General features: G+C 64.6%; 19 protein-coding genes and 1 riboswitch. Of the genes, 18 read left to right on the top strand and 1 reads right to left on the bottom strand.

The features are described 5' to 3' along the window. Positions 1–6 precede the first annotated feature (6 nt). The 4 genes from ACF8GB_RS09080 (at position 7) to ACF8GB_RS09065 (ending at position 3,423) form a co-directional block, all read left to right on the top strand. Positions 7–1,110: an AI-2E family transporter gene (locus tag ACF8GB_RS09080; RefSeq protein ID WP_196185635.1), complete on the top strand. Its 1,104-nt coding sequence runs from the start codon at positions 7–9 to the stop codon at positions 1,108–1,110. 158 nt (positions 1,111–1,268) lie between these two features. Continuing rightward, positions 1,269–1,976 (top strand): DnaA regulatory inactivator Hda, encoded by a 708-nt coding sequence (gene hda, locus ACF8GB_RS09075; protein ID WP_027913921.1) that lies wholly within the window; start codon positions 1,269–1,271, stop codon positions 1,974–1,976. A gap of 127 nt (positions 1,977–2,103) precedes the next feature. Next, on the top strand, positions 2,104–2,742 hold the full coding sequence (locus tag ACF8GB_RS09070) for a C40 family peptidase (protein WP_028686867.1): 639 nt from the start codon (positions 2,104–2,106) through the stop codon (positions 2,740–2,742). Between the two features lie 141 nt (positions 2,743–2,883). Next, on the top strand, positions 2,884–3,423 hold the full coding sequence (locus tag ACF8GB_RS09065; protein ID WP_196125170.1) for a C40 family peptidase: 540 nt from the start codon (positions 2,884–2,886) through the stop codon (positions 3,421–3,423). 6 nt (positions 3,424–3,429) lie between these two features. On the opposite strand, the gene ACF8GB_RS09060 is transcribed toward ACF8GB_RS09065, so the two are convergent. Next, the gene (locus tag ACF8GB_RS09060; protein ID WP_058639486.1) at positions 3,430–4,746 is read right to left on the bottom strand and encodes a sorbosone dehydrogenase family protein; all 1,317 of its coding nucleotides are present in this window, start codon (positions 4,744–4,746) and stop codon (positions 3,430–3,432) included. Between the two features lie 153 nt (positions 4,747–4,899). Next, a riboswitch (cobalamin riboswitch) is annotated at positions 4,900–5,120 on the top strand. Positions 5,121–5,239: 119 nt separating this feature from the next. On the opposite strand from ACF8GB_RS09060, the gene cobO reads away from it, so the two are divergent. From cobO to ACF8GB_RS08990, 14 genes are all read left to right on the top strand, one after another. Next, positions 5,240–5,851, top strand: coding sequence for a cob(I)yrinic acid a,c-diamide adenosyltransferase (cobO, locus tag ACF8GB_RS09055; RefSeq protein WP_027913925.1), 612 nt, complete (start codon positions 5,240–5,242; stop codon positions 5,849–5,851). Further along, complete coding sequence (locus ACF8GB_RS09050) at positions 5,848–7,143, top strand: cobyrinate a,c-diamide synthase (protein WP_182138976.1); 1,296 nt, start codon at positions 5,848–5,850, stop codon at positions 7,141–7,143. The genes cobO and ACF8GB_RS09050 overlap by 4 nt, the downstream gene beginning before the upstream one ends. After that, on the top strand, positions 7,134–7,790 hold the full coding sequence (gene bluB, locus ACF8GB_RS09045; RefSeq protein WP_193754411.1) for a 5,6-dimethylbenzimidazole synthase: 657 nt from the start codon (positions 7,134–7,136) through the stop codon (positions 7,788–7,790). Before ACF8GB_RS09050 ends, bluB begins: the two co-directional genes overlap by 10 nt. Further along, entirely contained in the window at positions 7,787–8,695 is a 909-nt protein-coding gene (cbiB, locus tag ACF8GB_RS09040) for an adenosylcobinamide-phosphate synthase CbiB (RefSeq protein WP_392526902.1), read from the top strand. The genes bluB and cbiB overlap by 4 nt, the downstream gene beginning before the upstream one ends. Further along, positions 8,688–9,680: a threonine-phosphate decarboxylase CobD gene (gene cobD, locus ACF8GB_RS09035; RefSeq protein WP_058639484.1), complete on the top strand. Its 993-nt coding sequence runs from the start codon at positions 8,688–8,690 to the stop codon at positions 9,678–9,680. The genes cbiB and cobD overlap by 8 nt, the downstream gene beginning before the upstream one ends. Next, on the top strand, positions 9,677–11,131 hold the full coding sequence (locus ACF8GB_RS09030) for a cobyric acid synthase (protein ID WP_058639483.1): 1,455 nt from the start codon (positions 9,677–9,679) through the stop codon (positions 11,129–11,131). The genes cobD and ACF8GB_RS09030 overlap by 4 nt, the downstream gene beginning before the upstream one ends. Position 11,132: 1 nt before the next feature. Continuing rightward, the gene (cobU, locus tag ACF8GB_RS09025) at positions 11,133–11,654 is read left to right on the top strand and encodes a bifunctional adenosylcobinamide kinase/adenosylcobinamide-phosphate guanylyltransferase (protein ID WP_058605360.1); all 522 of its coding nucleotides are present in this window, start codon (positions 11,133–11,135) and stop codon (positions 11,652–11,654) included. Beyond that, entirely contained in the window at positions 11,651–12,706 is a 1,056-nt protein-coding gene (gene cobT, locus ACF8GB_RS09020) for a nicotinate-nucleotide--dimethylbenzimidazole phosphoribosyltransferase (RefSeq protein ID WP_392526900.1), read from the top strand. Before cobU ends, cobT begins: the two co-directional genes overlap by 4 nt. After that, entirely contained in the window at positions 12,703–13,269 is a 567-nt protein-coding gene (gene cobC, locus ACF8GB_RS09015; RefSeq protein ID WP_392515033.1) for an alpha-ribazole phosphatase family protein, read from the top strand. Before cobT ends, cobC begins: the two co-directional genes overlap by 4 nt. A 1-nt stretch (position 13,270) precedes the next feature. Then, positions 13,271–13,993 (top strand): adenosylcobinamide-GDP ribazoletransferase, encoded by a 723-nt coding sequence (locus ACF8GB_RS09010; protein ID WP_196185639.1) that lies wholly within the window; start codon positions 13,271–13,273, stop codon positions 13,991–13,993. Between the two features lie 231 nt (positions 13,994–14,224). Next, positions 14,225–15,343, top strand: coding sequence for a glycoside hydrolase family 5 protein (locus ACF8GB_RS09005; RefSeq protein ID WP_078479445.1), 1,119 nt, complete (start codon positions 14,225–14,227; stop codon positions 15,341–15,343). Between the two features lie 165 nt (positions 15,344–15,508). Next, entirely contained in the window at positions 15,509–16,711 is a 1,203-nt protein-coding gene (locus ACF8GB_RS09000) for an MFS transporter (protein WP_196185641.1), read from the top strand. Then, on the top strand, positions 16,708–16,830 hold the full coding sequence (locus ACF8GB_RS08995) for a hypothetical protein (RefSeq protein ID WP_256675178.1): 123 nt from the start codon (positions 16,708–16,710) through the stop codon (positions 16,828–16,830). The genes ACF8GB_RS09000 and ACF8GB_RS08995 overlap by 4 nt, the downstream gene beginning before the upstream one ends. 46 nt (positions 16,831–16,876) lie before the next feature. Further along, positions 16,877–17,428, top strand: coding sequence for a glutathione peroxidase (locus tag ACF8GB_RS08990; RefSeq protein WP_196185642.1), 552 nt, complete (start codon positions 16,877–16,879; stop codon positions 17,426–17,428). The last annotated feature ends 348 nt before the right edge of the window (positions 17,429–17,776 follow it).

Raw genomic sequence — 17,776 nt, 5'->3', positions numbered from 1 at the left:
TCGTTCATGACTGACATGCGTCGTTGGATCTGGCTGGGCGTGGCATTGATCGCTATCGCCCTGCTCTATAGCCTGCACAATATTCTCACGCCGTTTCTGGTCGGCATTCTGCTGGCGTACCTGGCCGACCCGCTGGTCGATCGCCTGGAGCGCCTGGGTTTGTCGCGGACCTGGGGCGTAGTGGTGGTGTTCGGGCTGTTCACGCTGCTGATGCTTGCACTGTTGCTTGTGCTCATCCCCATGTTGGCCAAGCAGTTGGTGCGCCTGTACGCGCTGGCGCCGCAGATGCTTGACTGGCTCGAACATGTCGCCTTGCCATGGGTGCAGGGGCGTCTGGGCCTTGCCGACGGGTTCTGGAAATTCGACAAGATCAAGGCGGCCATCGGCGCGCACATGGGGCAAACCACCGATATCGTGAGCATGCTCTTGTCCCAGGCAACGGCCTCCAGCCTGGCGCTGATGGCCTGGGTGGCCAACATGGTGCTGATCCCCGTGGTCGGGTTCTACCTGTTGCGTGACTGGGACTTGATGATGGCCAAGTTGCGCAGCTTGTTGCCGCGCCAGAGGGAGCCACAAATCGTTGGCCTGGCCAGCGAGTGCCATGAGGTGCTGGGTGCGTTCGTGCGTGGGCAACTGCTGGTGATGGTCGCGTTGGGCATCATCTATTCGGCAGGCTTGATGCTGGTGGGGCTTGAACTGGGGTTGTTGATCGGCATGCTGGCAGGCCTGGCGGCCATCGTCCCGTACATGGGCTTCATCATTGGTATCGGTGCGGCGCTGGTGGCAGGGCTGTTCCAGTTCGGTGGCGATCTGTATCCCATGCTCGGCATCGTCGCGGTCTTCATGGTCGGTCAGGCACTGGAGGGCATGGTGCTGACACCTCTGTTGGTAGGCGACCGGATCGGTTTGCACCCTGTGGCGGTGATCTTCGCCATCCTGGCCGGCGGAGAACTGTTCGGTTTCACAGGCGTGCTGCTCGCGCTTCCGGTGGCGGCGGTCATCATGGTGCTGCTGCGCCACGTGCACGGCTTGTACAAGGAGTCGGACATGTATGCAGGGGATGCGCCGGCCCCCGTCCACCTCGATCCTCCTGTACCCGACCAGCCGTGACAGGCCGGCAGGTGAGCCTCGGTTGCTGCGGCAATAGTGCAACCCATTGATTTTGCTTGGACTCTGCAGCGGCGTCATTGTGCACCCCGCTTGGCAGGTATAGACTTTGCCGATTGTCCACAAAAGGCCCCCAGCGGTCCTGTCGACCGCCCGCGAGCATGAAACCACCGATCCAGTTGCCCCTGGGTGTGCGCCTGCGCGACGACGCCACCTTCATCAACTACTATCCGGGCGCCAATGCCGCTGCGTTGGGGTATGTCGAGCGGCTTTGCGAAGCCGACGCCGGCTGGACCGAGAGCCTCATCTACCTGTGGGGCAAACAAGGCGTGGGCCGCACGCACCTGCTGCAAGCGGCCACCCATCGCTTCCAGCAGCGGGGCGAGCCTGCCGTCTACCTGCCGTTGGCGCAGCTGCTCGAGCGCGGTACCGGTCTTCTGGACTACCTGGCCCAGTACGAGCTGGTGTGCATCGATGACCTGCACGTCATTGCCGGCAAGCCGGACTGGGAGGAGGCCATGTTCCACCTGTTCAACCGCCTGCGCGACAGCGGCCGTCGACTGCTACTGGCAGCCTCCGCTTCCCCGCGGGAATTGCCCGTCAAGCTGCCTGACCTGAAATCCCGTCTTACCCTTGCCCTGGTGTTCCAGATGCGCGGCCTGTCTGACGAAGACAAGCTACGTGCCTTGCAATTGCGGGCATCCAGGCGCGGCCTGCACCTGACCGACGAAGTGGGTCACTTCATCCTCACCCGCGGCGCGCGCAGCATGAGTGCGCTGTTCGATCTGCTGGAACGGCTCGATCAGGCTTCCCTGCAAGCCCAGCGCAAACTCACCATTCCTTTCCTGAAGGAAACCCTCGGCTGGTAAGCCCCTGGAAACACGGGGCCAGAGCCATCCCACGGAAAAGTCACATCTTTTTCGATAAAATTTGCAAATGGAACTTATAGTGGGCATAGTTCCACCCCACTAAAGGATTACAGACACGGTTGTGCCCATGCTCAAGCGCTTCGCACCCCTCGTGCCACTCGCACTCGTGACCCTGCTTTTTGGCTGTGCGGCCCAAGGCCCGGTATCCCAGCCCCAGGATCACACCCCGGTCGCCGTACAGCCGGCGATCAAGGCCAAGGCCTCGTCTTCGCCAGTGTTTGGCGAACCCCAGGAAGTGGCTACCGACGATGAACTGGAGGTCTTCTCCAGCAGCAAGCCCTATCAGTTGCCAGTGCTGGCCGACAGCATTCTGGAGCGCGGCATGTCGTTGATCGGCACCCGCTATCGCTTTGGCGGTACCTCGGAACAGTCCGGCTTCGATTGCAGCGGCTTCATCGGCTACCTGTTCCGCGAGGAGGCAGGCATGACCTTGCCGCGTTCTACTCGCGAGATGATCAACGTCGATGCGCCGAAGGTCGCGCGCAACAAACTCAAGCCAGGCGACCTGCTGTTCTTCAGCACCAACGGCCGTGGCCGTGTCAGCCATGCCGGGATCTACCTGGGCGACAACCAGTTCATCCACTCCAGCAGCCGTCGTAGCGGCGGTGTGCGCATCGATAGCCTCGGTGACCGTTACTGGAGCAAAACCTTCCTTGAGGCCAAACGTGCCTTGGCCATGGCGCCGACTCATATCGCGCGCAACTAATGGCAATCTGATGTGTCCTAACCACGGCGTCGCTGCTTTGCAAAAAAGCTCGACGCCGTGCGTATTTACAGAAAGCGTCTAATCTAATTTCTCAACTCTATCCCGCTGCGGCCCAGCGTTCCCATACAGGATGTTTTGGCCATGACAACGATGGCGCGCTTCGCTTTCATTTCCCTGGCAACCTTATTGGCGGCCTGCTCGAGCCAACCCCAGGCACCTGCCCCTACACGGGTCGTGCAGCCTCAGGTTACCTATAGCCAACCCAGCTTCTCGCCCACTGCCGATGACGTACTGATTCGCGCCATTGGTCTGGTTGGCACGCCCTACCGCTGGGGCGGCAATACGCCCGATTCGGGTTTCGACTGCAGTGGTCTGATCAAGTACGTCTACCGCGATGCCGCCGGCATCAGCCTGCCGCGCTCCACGCGGGAGATGATCGGCATGCGTGCGCCTACTGTGGATGTGAAGTCCTTGCAGTCCGGTGACCTGGTGTTCTTCGCGACCAGTGGCGGTTCGCAGGTAAGCCATGCTGGTATTTATGTAGGGGACGGGCGCTTCGTGCATGCGCCCCGCACCGGCGGTACGGTGCGGTTGGACTATCTGTCAAACAGCTACTGGGCCAAGGCCTACCTGCAGGCCAAGCGGGTCATCCCACAAGGGCACCTGGCCCAGAACCCCTGAGCCCGATCACCGAGCTTTGCTGACGCGCCAGATGGTATTGCCCACATCGTCAGCTACCAGCACGGCCCCGTGGCCATCCAGGGCAACCCCCACGGGGCGGCCCATGGCTTGGCCGCTTTCATTCAGGAACCCATCGAGCACGTCCATGGGCTTGCCCGACGGCTTTCCCGAGGCGTCGAAGGGTACGAATATCACCTTGTAGCCGCTGTGGGGCTTGCGGTTCCAGGACCCATGCTGGCCAATCAATGCACCTGCCCCAAAACGCGCCGGCAACACACCCGGCCCGGCGAAGGCCAACCCCAGTGAAGCGGTATGCGGCCCCACGGCGTAGTCGGGTACCTGTGCCTGGGCGACCTTGGCAGGGTCCTGGGGCTGCACGCGCTCATCCACGTGCTGGCCATAGTAGCTATAGGGCCAACCATAGAATCCACCTGCTTGTACCGAAGTGATGTAATCCGGTACCAGGTCGCTGCCGATTTCGTCACGTTCGTTGACTGCGGTCCAGAGCGCGCCACTGTGAGGCTCCCAGGCAAGCCCGTTGGGGTTGCGCAGGCCGGTGGCGAACAGGCGGTGCTTTCCGGTGCTGGGGTCGATCTCCCAGATCGCGGCGCGCCCCTGCTCCTGATCGAGGCCGTTTTCACCCACGTTGCTGTTCGAGCCCACGGTGACATAGAGGCGCCGTCCATCGGGGCTTGCGATGACATTCTTGGTCCAGTGGTGATTCAACGGGCCGGCTGGCAGTGAGGTGACCACCTCTGCCGGACCGGTTACTTGGCGTGCACCGGGCTGGTAGTGAAAACGCAGCAGTTTATCCGTATCGGCCACGTAAAAATCGGTGCCTACCAGCGCCATGCCAAAGGGTGAGTTCAGCCCGTCGGCAAAGGTATGGCGGATTTCCGCAACGCCGTCCTGGTCCGCGTCGCGCAACAGGGTAATGCGATCAGGGCTGGGCACGGCGGCCCCCGCGCGTGCCATGACCCGCTTCATGGCCCATCCGCGGATACCCTTGGCGTCTTCGGGTTTGGCAGGTGCGTTGGTTTCTGCCACCAGCACGTCGCCATTGGGCAGCACATAGAGCCAGCGCGGATGGTCGAGGTCACCGGCAAAGCGCGACACCTGCAACCCGGGTGCAGCCTGGGGCATGCGTCCGGCGGGCCAGCCGACGGCTGGCGCGATGTTCACGGTGGGTAGCAGGGTTTTGGCAGGGGAGGGCAGCTGCGGTGTGGGGCCGCTGCCGTCGGCCACCGTATAACGCGCCCTTTCGCCGCAGCCACTCAAGCCCAGGCTTACAACAAGTGCAACAGGCAGTGCCACGCGGTTCATGGTCGGCGTCCTCGGCAGGTTCTATTGATTCAGAGGGTAGGGAATGCCGCGGGTTCATTCGCACAGGCGGCAGGGGCTGCATCGGCGGCTCGGCGATCGCTGCTGTGCCGCCAGGCGAGCCGCGTCGATTGACGCTCCGGGTGCAACCCTCTAACCTTCGCGCGTGTTTCAGGTGCCCCGCCAGCCACGTCTGGCCAGGGTGAAACTGGGAAGTCGGTGAGCGCCCGCAGGGTGCGATTCCGGCGCTGCCCCCGCAACGGTAGGTGAGAGACGGCCGCGCAGGGCCACTGGGTACGATCCCCGGGAAGGCGCGCAGGTCAGGGCCAGTGGCCCGCTCACGAGCCCGGAGACCGGCCTGATACTGCCAACGGCATCACGGAGGGTGATGCGCGGTGCACTCTGGCTTTGGCCAATGCCCCTGCGCGCGCTCCGTTTGCCTGCCCATTCCCTGACACGGCGCTCGATCGTGGTGTCAGCCAGCGGAGAACTTCCCATGAGCGACGCCACCGAGCGCGACGAACGCCATCTGGCACGGATGCAGCGCAAGAAAGCGGTCATTGACGAGCGCATTGCCAACTCCCCTAACGAATGCGGCCTGCTGCTGGTGCTCACCGGCAATGGCAAGGGCAAGAGCAGCTCGGCCTTCGGCATGCTGGCCCGGGCCCTGGGCCACGGCATGCAGTGCGGCGTGGTGCAGTTCATCAAGGGCCGCAACAGCACCGGCGAAGAGCTGTTCTTCAGGCGCTTTCCCGAACAGGTGCGCTACCACGTGATGGGCGAGGGCTTCACGTGGGAGACGCAGGACCGCCAGCGTGACATTGCGGCGGCAGAAGCGGCGTGGGCCGTCTCCCGGCAACTGCTGCAGGATCCTGCGGTGCAGTTCGTGGTGCTCGACGAGCTCAACATCGCGCTCAAGCACGGCTACCTTGATCTGGACCAGGTGCTGTCGGACATCCAGGCCCGCCCTCCCATGCAGCACGTCATCGTCACCGGTCGCGCGGCCAAGCCGGAAATGGTCGAGCTGGCCGACACCGTGACCGAAATGGGTATGCTCAAGCACGCGTTCCAGGCCGGTATCCGTGCCCAGAAGGGCGTCGAGCTGTGAGCCAGGCCCGCCATTGCCCCGCCGTTCTGATTGCCGCACCGGCCTCTGGCCAGGGCAAGACAACGGTCACTGCCGCGCTGGCGCGCCTGCACCGGAATCTGGGCCGCAAGGTGCGGGTGTTCAAATGCGGGCCTGACTTTCTTGACCCCATGATTCTCGAACGTGCCAGCGGTGCACCCGTTCGCCAGCTCGACCTGTGGATGATCGGTGCCGAGGAGAGCCGCCGGCTGCTCTGGGAGGCGGCAGGTGAAGCCGACCTGATCCTCATCGAAGGGGTGATGGGGCTGTTCGACGGCACCCCTTCGAGTGCCGACCTGGCGCGTCACTTCGGCGTGCCGGTGCTGGCGGTGATTGATGGTACGGCCATGGCCCAGACCTTTGGCGCGCTGGCCCTGGGCCTGGCGCGTTATCAGCCGGACCTGCCGTTTGCCGGAGTGTTGGCCAACCGGGTGGGCAGCCTGCGTCATGCGCAACTGCTCGAAGGCAGCCTGACGGAGGGCCTGCGTTGGTATGGCGGCTTGTCCCGCGAGCGCGGCATCGAACTGCCCAGCCGTCACCTGGGGTTGGTGCAGGCCAGCGAGTTGAACGACCTGGACGCACGTCTGGACGCTGCTGCCCAAGCATTGGGCGCCAGCTGCGATGCCGCGTTGCCACCGGCCGTCACCTTCGAGCCGGCCGATCCGCTACCCGCCCAGGCTACCTTGGCGGGTGTACGTATCGGTGTAGCCCGCGACGAAGCCTTTGCCTTTCTCTATGGCGCCAACCTGGACCTGTTGCGCCGTCTAGGCGCACAGGTGCAGTTTTTCTCCCCCCTGCATGATGCGCAGCTGCCCGAAGTGGACAGCCTGTACCTGCCCGGCGGTTACCCCGAGTTGCACCATCATGCCCTGGCGCGCAATACCTCAATGTGCCAGGCCATCCGCGCCCATCACGCCCAAGGCAAGCCACTGCTGGCCGAATGCGGCGGCATGCTGTATCTGCTCGACGCGCTGACCGACGTGGCCGGGGACAGGGTCGAGTTGCTCGGGTTGCTGCCAGGTGAAGCGACCATGCAAAAGCGCCTGGCGGCCCTGGCCCTGCAAGCGGTCGAGCTGCCCGAGGGCACACTGCGCGGCCATACCTACCACCACTCCCTGACCAGCACTGCGCTCAAGCCGCTGGCACGTGGGTTGAGCCCCAACGGCGGGCGCGGCAACGAAGCCGTGTATCGGCTGGGCCGCTTGACCGCGTCCTACGTGCACTTCTACTTCCCCTCCAACCCGGAGGCGGCCGCAGCGCTGCTTTGCCCATGAGCGAGCATGCGTTCAGCGACCAGGAGCGTGCCGCGGTCTATCGCGCCATCGGCGAGCGGCGCGACATGCGCCATTTCGTTCAAGGCGAGGTGGCGCCGCAGGTCATGACACGGTTACTCAGCGCAGCCCACCAGGCACCGAGCGTGGGCTTGATGCAGCCATGGCGGTTCATCCGCATCACCGAGCGGGCCTTGCGTGGGCGCATCCAGGCACTGGTGGAGGCCGAGCGGGCGTTGACTGCACAGGCGCTGGGCGAGCGCTCGGACGAATTCATGAAGCTCAAGGTAGAGGGCATCAACGATTGCGCCGAACTGTGGGTCGCCGCCTTGATGGACAACCGTGAGCCCCACATTTTCGGGCGCCGCACGCTGCCTGAGATGGACTTGGCCTCGCTCGCCTGCGCCATCCAGAACCTCTGGCTGGCCGCCCGTGCCGAAGGGCTGGGCATGGGCTGGGTATCGCTGTTCGATCCCAAGGCGCTGGCAGCGTTGCTTGGCATGCCCAGCGGCGCCAAACCCGTGGCCGTGCTGTGCCTGGGGCCGGTGGCGGCATTCTACCCTGCACCCATGCTGGTCATGCAGAACTGGGCCGAAGAACGGCCGTTGCACCAGATGCTGTTTGAAAACCGTTGGGGAGAAGGCGCATGAGCGTGGCGTTGCTGACCGTGGCCGGTGTGGCCCTGGATGCATTGTTCGGCGAGCCCCGGCGGCGCCATCCGCTGGTTGCGTTCGGCAACATGGCCAGCAGCCTTGAGCGGCGCTTCAATGCCGGCGGGCGTGGTTGGCGCAGTCATGGTGTGAGCGCCTGGTTCCTGGCGGTGGTGCCCCTGACCTTGCTGGCCCTCATGCTCTCCTGGCTGCCTGTGATCGGCTGGCTGGTCGATGTGCTGGCGTTGTACTGCGCCCTGGGGCTGCGCAGCCTGGGCGAACATGTGCTGCCGGTGGCCACGGCCCTGCGCCAGGGGGATCTGGAAGAAGCACGGCGGCGGGTGGGGTATCTGGTCAGCCGTGAAACCCGTGAGCTGGACGAGACGGCGGTAGCGCGGGCAGCCACTGAGTCGGTGCTGGAAAACGGCAGCGATGCCGTATTCGCCGCCTTGTTCTGGTTTGCTGTGGCCGGGGCGCCAGGGGTGGTGCTTTATCGACTGAGCAACACCCTCGATGCCATGTGGGGCTATCGCAACGAGCGCTTCGAGCGCTTCGGCTGGTGCGCGGCGCGCATCGATGACCTACTCAACTACGTGCCGGCGCGCCTGGTCGCGCTTACTTATGCGGTGCTGGGCAAAACCCGTCTGGCGCTGGCCTGCTGGCGGCGCCAGGGGCCACTGTGGGACAGCCCCAACGCCGGCCCGGTCATGGCGGCCGGGGCAGGGGCCCTGGGTGTTGAATTGGGTGGGCCGGCGGTGTACCACGGCCAGCTGCACGACCGCCCGCGCCTGGGCGACGGCCTACCGGCCAGCCCCGATGCCATCGAGGGCGGTTGGACGCTGGTGCAGCGTGGGGTATGGCTGTGGCTGTTGGTGTTCTGTCTGGGAGCTTATCTGAATGCTTGAACATGGAGGCCGGCTGCTGCGCGCGGTTCGGCAGTACGGCATCGCCCGCGAGCAGTGGCTGGACCTGTCCAGCGGCATTGCGCCCTGGTCCTTCCCGATACCGCCGATCCCACTCGAAGCCTGGGCACGGCTACCGGAAACAGACGATGGCCTCGAACAGGCGGCGTGTAGCTACTACGGCGCCACGCGACTGCTACCCGTAGCGGGCTCACAGGCTGCCATCCAGGCCCTGCCGCTGTTGCGCAGCCCGAGCCGGGTCGGGGTGCTGACGCCCTGTTATGCCGAGCATCCCTATGCCTGGCAGCGCGTTGGACACGCGTTGCTCGAGCTCGATGAGCATCAGGTCGACGACGCGCTCGACGACCTCGACGTCCTGGTCTTGGTCAACCCGAACAACCCCACCGGCCGTGTCGTGCCTGCGCCCACGCTGCTGGGATGGCATCAGCGCCTGGCAGCGCGCGGTGGTTGGCTGGTGGTCGATGAAGCCTTCATGGACAACAGCCCCGGAAACAGCGTGATGGAAAGTGCCGAGCGCCCCGGTTTGATCGTGCTGCGCTCGTTCGGCAAGTTCTTCGGCCTGGCCGGTGTGCGCCTGGGCTTCGTGGCCGCAGAGCATAGCTTGCTGCTGCGCCTGACCGAACTGCTCGGCCCGTGGACGATCAATGGTCCCAGCCGGGTGCTGGCCCAGGCCAGCCTGACCGACCTGGCCATGCAGCAGCTGCAGCGCCAGCGCTGTGCAGATGCCAGCGAACGCTTGGCGGCTTTGCTCACCCATGCAGGGCTGGCGCCCGCCGGCGGGTGTGACCTGTTCCAGTACGTGCGGTGCGAGCATGCCGCGCGATTGCACGATCACCTTGCCCGACACGGGGTGCTGGTGCGCCTGTTCGAGCGCCCGGCGGCCTTGCGTTTCGGCTTGCCGCCAAGCCAGGCAGACGAACGACGATTGGCCCAGGCCCTGAGTGCCTACCCCAAGGACCTTACATGACGACCCTGATGGTGCAAGGCACCACCTCCGATGCCGGCAAAAGCACCCTGGTGACTGCCCTGTGCCGCTGGCTGCTGCGCCAGGGCATCGGCGTGGTGCCATTCAAGCCGCAGAACATGGCCCTCAACAGCGCCGTGACCGCCGACGGTGGCGAGATTGGCCGGGCCCAGGCGGTGCAGGCCCAGGCCTGTCGCCTGGCGCCGCACACCGACATGAACCCGGTGCTGCTCAAACCCAACAGCGATACAGGCGCCCAGGTGATCATCCATGGCCGTGCGGTGACCAGCATGAACGCGGTTGCCTACCACGATTACAAGGCCATCGCCATGCAGGCCGTGCTGGCCTCGCACCAGCGCCTGAGCCAGGGCTGGCCAGTGGTCATGGTCGAGGGCGCAGGGTCGCCGGCGGAGATCAACCTGCGGGCCGGCGACATTGCCAACATGGGGTTCGCCGAAGCCGTGGACTGCCCGGTGATCCTGGTCGCCGACATCAACCGCGGGGGCGTGTTCGCCCACCTGGTCGGTACCCTCGAACTGCTGTCGCCCAGCGAGCAGGCGCGGATCAAAGGGTTTGTCATCAACCGTTTCAGGGGCGACATCGCTTTGTTGCAACCTGGGCTCGACTGGCTAGAGCAGCGCACCGGCAAACCCGTGCTAGGCGTGCTGCCGTACGTCACCGACCTGCACCTTGAAGCCGAGGACGGCATCGACCGGCGCCAGAGCGAAAAGCAGCAGCGCGTGCTCAAGGTGATCGTGCCGGTGCTGCCACGCATCAGCAACCACACTGACTTCGACCCGCTGCGCCTGCACCCGCAGGTCGACCTGCAGTTCATTGGCCCTGGTCAGCCGGTGCCGCCAGCGGACCTGATCATCCTGCCGGGTTCCAAGAGCGTGCGTGGCGACCTTGCGCAATTGCGCGCGCGTGGCTGGGACAGGGCCATCGAACGCCATCTGCGCTATGGCGGCAAGGTAATCGGTATCTGCGGCGGCCTGCAGATGCTTGGGCGCGAGGTGCACGATCCGCTGGGCCTGGAGGGCGCTGCAGGCTCCAGCCCCGGCCTCGGCCTGCTGGACTACGCCACGGTGCTGGAAGCCGACAAGCAGTTGCGCAATGTCTCCGGAACCTTGCACCTGGACGCATCGCCCGTGACCGGTTACGAGATCCATGCCGGTGTCACCACTGGCCCTGCGCTGGCGCACCCGGCGGTACGCCTGGCCGACGGCCGCTGCGAGGGTGCCATCAGCACGGACGGCCAGGTGTTGGCCACTTACCTGCACGGGTTGTTCGAGGGCAGCGCCTCCTGCGCGGCCCTGCTGCGCTGGGCTGGGCTTGAAGACGTGCAACTGATCGACTACGAGGCGTTGCGCGAGCGCGATATCGAACGCCTGGCTGATCTGGTGGACAAGCACCTGGACACCCAGCGCCTGCGCCAATTGTGTGGAGTACCCTGACGTGCGTACGTTCGTGATCGGCGGAGCCCGGTCTGGCAAGAGCCGCTTGGCCGAGCAGCGGGCAGCCGACTGCGGCCTGCCCGTGACCTATATCGCCACCAGTCAGCCGCTGGACGGCGAGCTCGATGAGCGGGTGCAGCTGCACCGCCAGCGCCGGCCCGTGGAGTGGGGGTTGATCGAAGAACCCTTGGCCCTGGCTGCTGTACTAAAGGCCGAAGCTGCTGCTGACCGCTGCCTGCTGGTGGACTGCCTGACGCTGTGGCTGACCAACCTGCTGATGCTGGATGACCCGCGCCGGTTGGCCGAGGAACGTGATGCCCTGTTGGGCTGCCTTGAACACCTGCCCGGCCACATCATCCTGGTCAGTAACGAGACTGGCCTGGGTGTGGTGCCCATGGGCGAGTTGACGCGACGTTACGTCGATTTGGCCGGTGTCGTGCACCAGGCGGTGGCCGAACGTTGCCAGCAGGTGATCCTCACGGTCGCTGGCCTCCCACTCACGCTCAAAGGACCTGCATCATGAACCCTGTCTGGTGGCAGATGCCCTGCCGGCCCATCGACGGTGCGGCCATGGCCGCAGCACGCGAGCGGCAGCAACAATTGACCAAGCCTGCCGGTTCGCTCGGCCAGCTCGAAACGCTCGCCATTCAGCTGGCAGGCCTGCAGGGCTGCGAACGGCCGGTGCTCGAGCACGTTGCGATCAGCCTGTTCGCCGGCGACCACGGCGTGGTCGAGGAGGGCGTCTCGGCGTATCCTCAGGCCGTGACAAGCCAGATGTTGCGCAATTTCGTCGGCGGGGGTGCCGCCATCAGTGTGCTGGCGCGCCAACTGCACGCCACCTTGGAGGTGGTCGACCTCGGCACGGTCGACCCGACGCTCGCACTGCCGGGCGTTCGCCACGTGCACCTTGGCCCCGGCACGGCCAATTTCGCCCGAGAGCCTGCCCTGAGCGAGGCACAATTGCAGGCCGCCTTGCAGGCAGGTCGTGACAGCGCGCTGCGGGCGGCGACCCACGGCGCACAGCTGTTCATCGGCGGTGAAATGGGTATCGGCAACACCACCGCAGCGGCGGCGCTGGCCAGCGTACTGCTCGCCTGTCCGCCAGCCACGCTGAGCGGGCCAGGCACTGGGTTAGACAGTGCCGGCGTGCAGCACAAAGCACACGTCATCGAGCGGGCTCTGGCCTTGCACCGCCTGGCGGCCGATGAACCGCTGCGTGCACTGGGCTGCGTGGGGGGCTTCGAGCTGGCGGCGCTGGCCGGCGCTTATCTGGCGTCTGCCCAGGCGGGTGTGGCGGTGCTGGTGGACGGGTTCATCTGCACGGTGGCGGCCTTGGTGGCCGTGCGCCTCAACCCCCAGTGCCGCGCTTGGCTGTTGTTCGCCCATCAGGGTGCGGAGCCCGGCCACCAGACGGTGCTGAGCGCCTTGCAGGCCGAGCCTTTGCTGGCTCTGGGGCTGCGCCTGGGTGAGGGCAGTGGTGCCGCGCTGGCCGTGCCGTTGCTGCGGCTGGCCTGCGCGCTACACGGGCAAATGGCGACCTTTGCCGAGGCTGCCGTGGCGGACCGTCCGGCATGAGGCTCGACCTGCTGCGCCACGGGGAAACCGAGCAAGGTGGTCTGCGTGGCAGCCTCGATGACGCCCTGACCGAAAAGGGCTGGGCTCAAATGCGCGCCGCCGTGGCCGACGCAGGGCCTTGGCAGGCATTGGCCAGTTCGCCATTGCAGCGCTGTGGCCGATTTGCCGATGAGCTGGGCGCCAGGCTGGGCCTGCCCGTGCAGCGCGAGCCTGCATTGCAAGAACTGCATTTCGGCGATTGGGAAGGGCGCACGGCGTTGCAGATCATGGAACACGACGCCCAGGCGCTTGGGCAGTTCTGGGCTGATCCCTACGGCTATACGCCGCCCAATGGCGAGCCGGTCCAGGCGTTTGCGCAGCGCGTCCTGACGGCCATCGAGGGGTTGTACCGCCAGCATGCTGGCAAGCGCGTACTGCTGGTCACCCATGGTGGTGTCATGCGGCTGCTGTTGGCCCGCGCGCGTGGCCTGCCCAGGGCGCAGCTGTTGCAAGTGGAAGTCGGCCATGGCGCATTGGTGCGCTTGCAAGTCGGCGAGGATGGCCAGCTGGTTGAGGGGGGTTAGCATGCTGCCATTCTGGATTGCCCTGCAGTTTCTAAGCAGCCTGCCTGTCACCTTGCCCGGCATGCCAACGCCACGCCAGGTAGGCCGCTCGTTGTTGTACTACCCCTTGGTCGGGCTGCTGTTCGGTCTCCTGCTATGGCTGGCCAGCCACTGTCTCGCAGGCGTTGCGGCGCCGCTGCATGCCGCCTTGCTGCTGAGCCTCTGGGTGCTGCTCAGTGGCGCGCTGCACCTGGACGGCCTGGCAGATAGCGCAGACGCCTGGCTAGGCGGGTTTGGTGATCGCGAACGCACGCTGCAGATCATGAAAGACCCGCGCAGCGGGCCGGCAGCGGTGGTGACGCTGGTTTTGGTGCTGCTGCTCAAGTTCTGCGCCTTGTGGGCACTGATCGAGCAGGGAGCTGGCCTGCAACTGATGCTGGCACCGGTCATCGGTCGAGCAGCGCTGCTGGGGCTGTTCCTGTGTACCCCCTATGTGCGGCCTGGCGGGTTGGGCCAGGCGCTGGCCGAGCACATGCCCCGCCGCGCAGCAGGGTGGGTACTGTTGATCTGTGCCGGCCTGGGCCTGACATTGGCTGGCTGGGCAATGGTGCTGACGGCGGTCGTGTTCGTCGCCTTGCGCAGGCTGATGTGCAATCGCCTGGGCGGTACCACGGGCGATACCGCAGGTGCACTGCTGGAGCTGCTTGAGCTCACCGTTCTGCTGGGCCTTGTCGTGATCCCGTAAGCCAATCGGGGCAGCGTGGCTTGGGATTTATCCAATTATGTAGGACGACTCTGAAGGCGCCTTCTGCAAAGATCATCTGAAAAAAAGCCGGCAAACTAATCCTGTAAAACGCCTTCACCGGATGCACTACCCTCAGGCGCTTGTTTCCAAGAGGCGTGTGTGATGCATTATTGGCTGCTCTTCCTGGCCCTGCTGGGCTTCACTCCACCTGCCGCCCAGGCAGCCGATCTCATGGCGTTCTGGGACCAACCCCGGCATGGGGGCAACAGCTTCAATCGATTGCCCCCTGACCAGGCCTACTTTGATGCCCTCCGGGCTTATGGCGCGACCTGGGTTCGGGTGTCCTATGACAAATGGCGACCTGCGGACAGGGACTTTCTATTGGGCAATGCCGATGGCTACCACGGCTTGCCCGCCAGCGACCTGGCTACCCTGCGGTCGGTGTTGGATCGGGCCCATCGAGCCGGCCTCAAAGTGGTGATCGCACCGTTATCATTGCCGGGCATGCGCTGGTCGCAGAACAATAAAGGCACCTTCGACGACCGACTGTGGCAGGACAAGACCTACTGGGCGCAGGCCGCAGCCTTTTGGCGCGACGTCGCCCGTGCGTTGAAGGATCATCCTGCGGTCGCTGCGTACAACCTGGTGAACGAGCCCGCACCGGAAAAGTGCAGCGATCTGCCCGAACATGCCAGCCCGGAGCGCATGCAACGCTGGTATGCGCGCGAGCAAGGCGGTGCGCGTGATTTGCCGGCGCTGTACCGGCAGTTGACGGCGGCCATACGCGAGGAGGATGCGGTAACGCCGATCATGGTGGATTCGGGCTGGTATGCCGCCGCCGATGCCTTCACCTATTGGCCCGCGCCGCTGCCCGATGACAGGGTGCTCTACAGCGTGCACATGTACGAACCCTATGCAGCGACCAGTGCGCCCAACATGGCCCGCCGACAGCCGCTGGCCTATCCAGGGGCGGTGCCCTTCGCCGGCCAGCTTCAGCAATGGGACGGCCAGCGCGTGGCGCAGTACCTGCAAGCCCCGCTGAACTGGGCCGATACCATGAACGTGCCCCGTTCCCGCCTGGTGGTGGGCGAATTTGGCTGCATGCGCCGCCTGTCAGGCTGCCGCCAGTACCTGGAGGACGTACTGGGCGTGCTCGATCAGCACCGCTTGCACTGGGCGTTCTACAGTTTCCGCGAAGACAGCTGGGACGGGATGGACTACGAATTGGGCACCGCCAAAGTGCCCTGGCGCTACTGGCAGGCGATCGACCAGGGGTTGGCCGACCCGCTGCCGCGGCAAGCGACCCCCGCGTTCGAACCCATCCGCAAGCGACTGGCGACAGATCAATGACGACCTGCGCTGACGTCCTGCTTGCTGTCAGTCAGCTTCAGCGTTCATGCTGTAACCAAATGCTTCCTTGATGACTCGGCGTACGTGGCGGTGGATGGCCTTGCAGTGCCAGGTTTCATCAACGGCAGCACCTGACGACCTTGCGATGGGCTGGAGACAATAACAATGACGTCTGTATGGCGAACCAGTGGATGGGTGTTGACTGGGGCGGCGCTGATCCTTGCGCTGTCACTTGGCGTCAGGCACGGCTTTGGCTTGTTCCTGGCACCGATGAGCGCCGATTTTGGCTGGGGGCGCGGCGTCTTTGCCTTCGCCATCGCCTTGCAGAACCTGATCTGGGGCCTGGCCCAGCCCTTTGCCGGGGCGTTGGCCGATCGCCTTGGCGCCTCGCGGGTGGTGATGGTTGGCGGCGTGCTGTATGCGGTGGGCCTGGCGATGATGGGCATGGCCGACTCTGCCTGGTCGTTGTCATTGAGCGCCGGCCTGTTGATCGGCATTGGCCTGTCGGGAACGTCCTTTTCGGTCATTCTGGGCGTCGTCGGCCGGGCCGTGCCGCCTGAAAAGCGCAGCATGGCCATGGGCATTGCCAGCGCCGCCGGTTCGTTCGGTCAGTTCGCCATGCTGCCCGGCACCCTCGGCCTGATCCAATGGCTCGGCTGGTCGGCAGCTTTGCTGGTGCTGGGCCTGCTGGTGGCCTTCATCGTGCCGTTGGTAGGCCTGTTGCGCGACCGTCCCTTGCCCTCTTACGGCAACGAGCAGACGCTGGGCGAGGCGCTGCGTGAGGCGTGTGGGCACGCCGGTTTCTGGCTGCTGGCGCTGGGCTTTTTCGTGTGCGGCTTTCAGGTGGTGTTCATCGGGGTGCACCTGCCGGCGTACCTGGTGGACCAGCATCTGCCAGCCACCACGGGCACCACGGTGCTGGCCCTGGTGGGGCTGTTCAATATCGTGGGCACGTTCACGGCTGGTTGGCTGGGCGGGCGCCTGTCCAAGCCACGCTTGCTGACTGGGCTCTACCTGCTGCGTGCGGTCGTCATCGTGCTGTTTCTCTGGGCGCCGGTGAGTGCATTCAGCGCGTACCTGTTCGGTATAGCGATGGGCCTGTTGTGGCTGTCCACGGTGCCGCTCACCAACGGCATCGTCGCCACGGTCTTCGGCGTGCGTAACTTGTCGATGCTTGGCGGTATCGTGTTCCTGTTCCACCAGCTCGGGGCGTTTCTGGGCGGTTGGCTGGGTGGCGTCGTGTATGACCGCACTGGCAGCTATGACCTGGTCTGGCAGATCGCGATCCTGCTGAGTGTCTTGGCTGCGGCGCTCAACTGGCCGGTCCGTGAACGGCCTGTGGCACGCTTGCAGGTAACGGCGGCATGAACCCAGTATTGACCCGTATGGTTCTTGCGCTGGTGGCGCTTTTGGTGCTGATGCTGGCCTGGTGGGGGTGGCACGAGGGCGGCATGGCGCTCATGCAATTGGGCATGGGCGTCTGTTAGCCGCTACGCTGCCAGTTCAAGGTTGATCGAGCAGGAGCGAGATGTCATGAGCGTGAAGTGGATGGTGGTGCCGGTATTGGCGTTGATGGCCAGCGCGTCCAGCAGGGCGGCCGAATGCCCGGCCGTGTTGCAGGACACGCTGCCGGAGTTGCGGGGCAAGGGTGAGGTCGCGTTGTGCGAGCGGTTTGCCGGTAAGCCGTTGGTGGTGATCAACACGGCCAGTTATTGCGGGTTTGCGCCGCAGTTCGAGGGGCTTGAGGCGGTGTACAAACAGTACCATGGCCGTGGGCTTGAGATGCTGGGTGTGCCTTCGAACGACTTCAAGCAGGAGGATGCGGACAGCGAGAAGACGGCGAAGGTGTGTTATGCGAATTATGGCGTGACGTTCACCATGACCAAGGAACAGGCGGTGCGGGGCAAGGATGCGATTCCGATGTTTGCGGAGTTGGCCAGGCAGAGCAGTGCGCCCAAGTGGAATTTCTACAAGTATGTGATTGATCGTCAGGGCAAGGTGATTGGTAGTTTTTCGAGTTTGACGAAACCGGATGATGCCGAGTTTAAGGCAGCGATTGAGAAGGCTATCGCTTCGCAGCCTTGATCTTTTGGTGCGCTCAACTATTGGTCTCAGTTCAATTGCGGTGGTTTCGAGTCATTGAACTGTAGTGATCTGTGGCTGATGAATATATGAAAGGTCATAAGGGTTCTTAGCCAATTGCCTGCAATCGATTGGAGCGGCCTTGTGCCGCGATGGGCCGCGCCTGCAGGGGTTGTGTGTGGCTTTAAAGTTTGGAATCTGCTCGAATATCAGTTCTAGAGTAATGCGCTGTTTCGCTCTTGCTCTTGCTCTTGCTCTTGCTCTTGCTCTTGCTCTTGCTCTTGATTCTAAGCGCGCGGTAGTTCAGGCGCCGCAGATCGCGACTTCAGGAGGCCGAGCGCAGGGCTTGCG

This window comes from Pseudomonas sp. xss_4, assembly GCF_043104125.1.
GTDB lineage: Bacteria > Pseudomonadota > Gammaproteobacteria > Pseudomonadales > Pseudomonadaceae > Aquipseudomonas > Aquipseudomonas parafulva_B.
The sequence above is the reverse complement of the archived record's forward strand: the minus strand, read 5'-3'. Positions and strand labels throughout refer to the sequence as shown.